Source organism: Actinoplanes palleronii (assembly GCF_016862315.1).
Taxonomy (GTDB): Bacteria; Actinomycetota; Actinomycetes; order Mycobacteriales; family Micromonosporaceae; genus Actinoplanes; species Actinoplanes palleronii.
This window is the reverse complement of record NZ_BOMS01000028.1, coordinates 1-6,360: the sequence shown is the minus strand read 5'-3', so window position 1 is coordinate 6,360 and position 6,360 is coordinate 1. Positions and strand designations below refer to the sequence as shown.

Here is a 6,360-nt window from a genome sequence, read left to right as displayed (position 1 = left end):
TGGGCGCACGCGATCTGGCATTGCGGACTCTCACCGCCCCACCCCGCCCCGCCCAGCAGCGGCAGGCGCAGCCGAGCGGGCATCGTGCACCTCTGCGCCGCCGGCAGGGTGATCGGGGGCCGGGCGGCAGGTCTGAGCGCCAGCTGGGGTTGCGAGCTGGTTCGCGTGGGTGGTTGCGGCTTGCGGTGGGAGTGCGTCTGCCGGGTTTTCGGCTGGTTCTGAGGGGTGCCTCCGGGCCTTTGAGGCACCCCTCAGAACCAGCCGGATGAGGGAGCGGCTCAGTCTTCGGGGCGTAGGCGGCGGAGGGCGGCTCGGGCTACCCGTTTTCCGGTGCGGAGGCCGCCGGCCATTGCGGTGGCGGCTCGTCCGGGGGCGGTGGCCTTCAGCGCGGAGATGATGCGGTTGGCGCGGATCAGCTCGGCGTCTCGCTGGGCGGCGCGCTTCTGATACCAGTCGGTCTGGGCTCGGGCCTCAGCCAGCTCACGGCGCAGCCGGTCACGCTCCGCCACGGTCTCGCGCAGCGTCGGCGCTTCGGTTGCGCGCCCGGCCACGGTTTCGCGCAGCGTCGGCGCTTCGGTTGCGCAATCGGAAACGGTTTCGCGCGGGGGTGGTGCTCCGGTTGGGCGCCCGGCCACGGTTTCGCGCGGGGGTGGTGCTCCGGGGGAGGGCTGGCGGGTGCTGGCTGCGGTCTTCTGGTCGCCGAGTGGCTGCCGGGAGTCGCTGGGGACGTCTCGGCCGGCCATGACGGTCAGCAGCGTGGTCACCTCGGATACGTCCGCGGGTGTCGGCCACAGCCGGGTCAGGCCCTCACCGAAGATCGACTGCGCGAGCCGGTGAAGTGGACCCGTCGAGCCGATGGGAACCGTCGAGCCGATGGGAACCGTCGAGCCGGTGGGCTCGAGCGGACCTGTTTGTCCGGCTGTGCTGATCGGGCCGATCGGCCAGGTCAGCGGATGCAGGATTCCGTCCATGTCCACGATGATCTGATCCGCGTCGAGTGTGGCCAGTTCACCGCCCTGCCAGGTGGTCAGCAGGCCGCGCATCGCCGGTTGGTCGTGCCCCCGGCACGCGCCGAGCAGCGCATCGTGCAGGCACCGACCGACCGGCAGCACCACCCCCGCCAGGCCGACGACAGGAGAGCTGCCGGCAGCGGGAGAGCCGCCGGTAACGGGAGAGCCGCCGGTAACAAGAGAGCTGCCGGCAGCGGGAGAGCCGGTAACGGGAGAGCCGCTGGCAGCGGGAGAGCTGCCGGGAAAGGGGGAGCCGCCGGCAGCGGGAGAGCTGCCGGGAGAGGGGGATCGGGGTGGGACTGGGCTGGGGAGCCAGCCCCGGGACCGGTCGTGGTCCAGCCTGGTGACCGTGGAGCCTGACGCGAGCAGGGCGCCGGGCAAGGCCGGCCGGGCCGGAGCGGCCGGATGGGTGGCGACGACGATCCAGGCCGGGGCGGTGGCCAGGGCCAGGTCCGCGTGGAGCAGGCGCAGGGCGATCGGGCGCGGGTCGGCCAGCATCGGCACGGTCGGGGTGAACGCCCGGCGCAGCGCCGACTGCACGACCCCGCGCATCGCCGGGTCGGCCAGCAACGGCGCGCCGGCCAGGACGGTGGGGGCTTCCGGGGTGGGGAAGGCGGCGTACTCGTGGAGCACCGCCAGGCCCGCGGACCGGAGGGTGTCGCGGAGGTGGTCCGGGCCGGCCGGGTGGGTCGGGTCGTCCCCGGCCGGAGCTGACCACTGCGCGGAGGGCGGTTCCGCGGGCAGGGCGAGCAGCCGGTGCAACCCGGCCGGGTTGGTCACCGACAGCAGCAGCCGGCCGCCGGGGCGGAGCACGGCGAGGAGCCGGGACAGCGACTCCGACCAGGGCAGGTCCGGAGATTCGGTGGTGCCGGTCCGGTCCAGGCCGTCGAGGGCCAGGACGGTGTCGAACTCCGGCTCGGCGGGGAGCTTGGCGAGGCTGCCGCACCAGATCCGTACGCCGGGGTGGCGCGCGGCCAGAACGTCGGGCGTCCCCCGTACCAAAAAGGTCAGATCGGCGACCGGGAGGTGATCGACGATCTCGGCCCCGAGCGGTCCGACGACCAGCGTGCGGCCGTGCGCCGCGGCCGCCAGCGCACCCAGCACGGCGCCGCGTGCCACCGAGTCGACCGGCTCGGACCAGTGCGGCATCTCCCCGCCGATAGACCGCACACTCATCGATTCATACCTTCCGAAGCTCGTGCGGGTGACCAGTGGAACAGGTGCCGCAGCTCGGCGGGGGAGAGGAGGCGGTCGGCGCCGAGTTCGGCGGTGGCGACCGTGCCGGCCAGCACCGGATCGACCCGGGGGCCGTGCAGCTCGGCCCACTGCCGCTCGATCCGGGACTGGCCGCCGAATGCGGAGCGCTCGCCGTCCAGGCGCATCGGGTCGCCGTAGACGGCCGGTTCGCAACCGGCCAGGATGCCGTAGAAGACCGCGCTGCACAGCCGGTTCGACGCGACCCGCGCGTGCCGGCGCTGCTCGGCGAGCTGGCGGTCGAGGAAACCGGGGTCGAGGTCTTTGTACCAACCGCCGCGGTAGCCGTGGCAGACCACCCGGAAGCCGGCCCGCTCGTACTGCCGGCGCAGGCGCGGTGAGCGGTACTCCTGCCAGTAGAGGCAGACCGTCACCGGGCCGGTCTCGGTCGCCCGGATCTCGTCGATCAGCCGGCCGTGGTCACCGACGATGCGCTGCCCCTCCCAGCCGTGGAACGGGTAGTAGATGGTGCCCTCCCGGGGCTCCGCGGGCGCGGCCGGCTCCATGGCCAGCAGGTACGCCCACGGCGCCCCGATCACGTGCACCGGCCTTCGCCCCAGTGACCAGGCGCGCCGGCGGGTCGTCTCGCTCCACACGAACAGCGGGATGCCGGGGACGAACTCGTGGTCGGGCGCCATCCCGTCGCCGATGTTCCAGCCGTGCTGCAGATAGCCGCGGATCTCGTGGACCTCGGCCGGGTCGAGCCCGCAGTACCGGGCCAGCACGTGGGAGTGCCCGTAGTAGTGGTTCGCGTGGTGCACGGTGGCACATCCCACCCGACCCCGGCGTCCAGCAGGCGAACTCGCCGTGACTAGGGCTTGTCCTGCCGGTCAAACGCGTGCGCGGCAAGATCCCGGTGCTCGCTGGAAAGACGCAGGTCCCGATTGTTGGCGATCAGGCTGGTCACGGTGACGGTGGCCAGCACGCCGGCGATCACGGCGAGGGAGAGCACGGTCGGCACGTCCGGGACGGCGTCCGGCCACACCTTGTGCGCCCAGTGCAGGACCAGCTTGCCGCCGATGAACGCCAGGATCAGCGCCAGGCCGTAGTTCAGGTGGCGCAGCTTGTCCAGCACGTTGCGGAGCACGAAGTAGAGCGCGCGCAGGCCGAGCAGGGCGAACGCGTTGGTGGCGAAGACCAGGTAGGGGTCCTCGGTCACGCCGTACACCGCGGGCACCGAGTCGACGGCGAAGACGATGTCGGTCATGAAGACCGCGACCACGACCAGGGCCAGCGGGGTCAGGGCCCGACGACCTTTTTCCCGTACGGTCAGCGCGCCACCCCGGTAGTCGCTCACCACCGGCATCCAGCGGCGGATCAGCCTGACGCTGCGCATGCTCTCCACGTCGACGCTGTGCTCGCCCCCGCGCATCGCGTCCCGCATCACCTTGACCGCGGTGGCCAGCAGGATCCCGCCGAACAGCAGGAACGCCCACGCGCCGGACTGCAGCACCGCCGCACCGAGCGCGATGAAGACGGCTCGCAGCACCAGGGCGCCGGCGATGCCGTAGAGGAGCACCCGCTGTGCCAGGGCGGCCGGCACCGCGAACGCGCCGAGCAGCAGCATGAAGACGAAGAGGTTGTCGACCGACAGGGACTTCTCGACGACGTACCCGGTGAAGAACTCGATGCCGGGGCGCTGGCCGTACACCTGCCAGATCAGCACGCCGAAGGCCGCCGGAAGCGCGAGATAGAACAGTGACCAGCCGACCGCCTCGCGCATCTTGACCTCGTGCGGACGGCGGGTGGCGACGAAGTCGGCGACCAGCAGTCCCAGCAGGACGGCGATGGTGATCGCCCACAGGGTGGGCGAGGCAATCGATGACACGGGAGCTCCTCGGACATACGTCAGCGTCCGAGGTCTCTCTCACCCGCGTGGTGCGATGCGGGTGGACGCACGGGGGCATGATCACATGCCCGTGATGACCGCAACGTCCCAGACGGAGGTACTCCCCTCGCCGCGCAGCCTAGTGGCCCTTCCTGCGAGGTTGTTGAAAGTAGGGTTTCTGGCATGGCCGAACATTTTGATCTTGTCGTGCTGGGTGCCGGGCCGGGCGGATACGTCGCGGCCATCCGCGCCGCCCAGCTCGGACTCTCCACCGCCATCGTCGAGGACCGCTACTGGGGCGGGGTCTGCCTGAACGTGGGCTGCATCCCGTCGAAGGCGCTGCTGCGCAACGCCGAGCTCGCGCACATCTTCACCCACCAGGCGAAGACCTTCGGCATCGACGGCACCGTCACCTTCGACTACGGGGTGGCACACCAGCGCAGCCGGACCGTGGCCGACGGCCGGGTCAAGGGCGTGCACTACCTGATGAAGAAGAACGGGATCACCGAGATCCAGGGCCGCGGCACGTTCACCGGCGCGCACACCCTGCGGGTCGGCGACCGGACCGTCACGTTCGACAACTGCATCCTGGCCACCGGCGCGAGCACCCGCCTGATCCCCGGCACCAGCGTGACCAGCCGGGTCGTCACCTACGAGGAGCAGATCCTCGACCCGGAACTCCCGGACAGCATCATCATCGTGGGAGCCGGAGCGATCGGCGTCGAATTCGCGTACGTGCTGCGCAACTACGGCGTCGAAGTCACCATCGTGGAGTTCCTCGACCGGATGCTGCCGCTCGAGGACGAGGACGTGTCCAAGGAGCTGCAGCGGCAGTACCGCAAGCTCGGCGTCGACGTGCGCCTCGGCACCCGCGTCGAGGGCATCGAGGAGCGTGCCGAGTCGGTCCGGGTCACCGTCTCGCGCAACGGCAAGACCGAGGTGCTCGAGGCCGACAAGGTGCTCCAGGCCATCGGCTTTCACCCCAACACCCAGGGGTACGGCCTGGAGACGACCGGGGTGGAGCTCACCGATCGCGGGGCGGTCGCGATCGACGACCGGTGCCGTACGAATGTGCCGGGCATCTATGCGATCGGTGACGTGACCGCCAAGCTGATGCTCGCGCACGCCGCCGAGGCGATGGGCATCGTGGCCGCCGAGACCATCGCGGGCGCCGAGACGATGGCGCTCGACTACCGGATGATCCCGCGGGCCACCTACTGCCAGCCGCAGGTGGCCAGCTTCGGCTGGACCGAGGCGCAGGCCCGGGAGGAGGGCTTCGACGTACGGGTGGCGAAGTTCCCGTTCACCGCGAACGGCAAGGCGCACGGGCTCGGCGACGCCACCGGCTTCGTGAAGATCCTCAGCGACGGTGAGCACGGCGAGCTGCTCGGCGCCCACCTGATCGGCCCGGACGTCACCGAGCTGCTGCCGGAGCTGACCCTGGCTCAGCAGTGGGACCTCACGGTCACCGAGGTGGCCCGCAACGTCCACGCCCACCCGACCCTCGGCGAAGCCGTCAAGGAAGCCGTGCACGGCCTGGCCGGCCACATGATCAACTTCTGATCGCGGGCGCGCGCGGTGCACGCCCGGGGGAGTACGTCCCGCGGCGTGTACCGCGTCCGCGGTACCCGGTAATACCTGCGTGCGGATGACGACCAGAACCCGCCGGTGCGGAACCCTGAACGGGTGACCCTGACCGTCCAGCCCACCGGCACCGCTCTGTTGAAGGTCCGCCGCCTGCTCGGCGGTGTGCTGTTCGGTCTGATCGCGATCCTGGCCGTGTACACCCTGCGCGATCGGCTGCCCGACCCGGCGGCGTTCGCCGGCGCGCTGCGCGCCGCCGATGGGCGGTGGGCGGCGTCGGCGGTCGCCGCCGGTCTGCTGTCCCAATGCGCGTACGCGGAACAGCAGCGCCGCCTGCTCGCCGCCCTGGGCGTCCGGGTCCCGCCGCGCCGTGCCCTTGCCATGACCTACGTGCGCTCGGCGCTCAGCATGGCCCTGCCCGCGGGTTCCGCGGCCTCGGCGGCTTACGCGTTCCGCACGTACCGCCGGCACGGCGCGACGTCCGCGACGGCGGCCACCGCCACCCTGATCTCCAGCGTCGTCACGGTCCTGGCGCTGGCCCTGCTCTACGCCGCCACCTGGTCCCTTCCGGTCACCGGTGTCGTTCTCCTGGTCGCCGTCCCCGCCGGTGTCCTGGCGCGCCGCTCCGCGGCTGTTCCCGCGGCGGGTGACGGCATCCGCCCCGGGGTCGTCCCGCCGCTCGCG

At 71.6% G+C, this 6,360-nt stretch carries 5 protein-coding genes; 2 read left to right on the top strand and 3 right to left on the bottom strand.

The window, feature by feature from the left end:
* Positions 1 to 278: 278 nt before the first annotated feature.
* The 3 genes from Apa02nite_RS11225 to Apa02nite_RS11215 are packed head-to-tail and all read right to left on the bottom strand — an operon-like array spanning position 279 to position 4,092.
* Positions 279 to 2,186, bottom strand: a complete 1,908-nt coding sequence (locus Apa02nite_RS11225; protein WP_203825002.1) for a class I SAM-dependent methyltransferase — start codon at positions 2,184 to 2,186, stop codon at positions 279 to 281.
* On the bottom strand, positions 2,183 to 3,025 hold the full coding sequence (locus Apa02nite_RS11220; protein WP_203825001.1) for a hypothetical protein: 843 nt from the start codon (positions 3,023 to 3,025) through the stop codon (positions 2,183 to 2,185). The genes Apa02nite_RS11225 and Apa02nite_RS11220 overlap by 4 nt, the downstream gene beginning before the upstream one ends.
* Before the next feature lie 50 nt (positions 3,026 to 3,075).
* Positions 3,076 to 4,092, bottom strand: coding sequence for a TerC/Alx family metal homeostasis membrane protein (locus tag Apa02nite_RS11215; protein WP_239164250.1), 1,017 nt, complete (start codon positions 4,090 to 4,092; stop codon positions 3,076 to 3,078).
* A gap of 183 nt (positions 4,093 to 4,275) precedes the next feature.
* Here Apa02nite_RS11215 and lpdA point away from each other — a divergent pair, with 183 nt between their 5' ends.
* Complete coding sequence (gene lpdA, locus Apa02nite_RS11210; RefSeq protein ID WP_203825000.1) at positions 4,276 to 5,655, top strand: dihydrolipoyl dehydrogenase; 1,380 nt, start codon at positions 4,276 to 4,278, stop codon at positions 5,653 to 5,655.
* A gap of 123 nt (positions 5,656 to 5,778) precedes the next feature.
* On the top strand, positions 5,779 to 6,360 hold a 582-nt coding region (locus Apa02nite_RS11205; RefSeq protein ID WP_203824999.1), incomplete at its 3' end, for a lysylphosphatidylglycerol synthase domain-containing protein.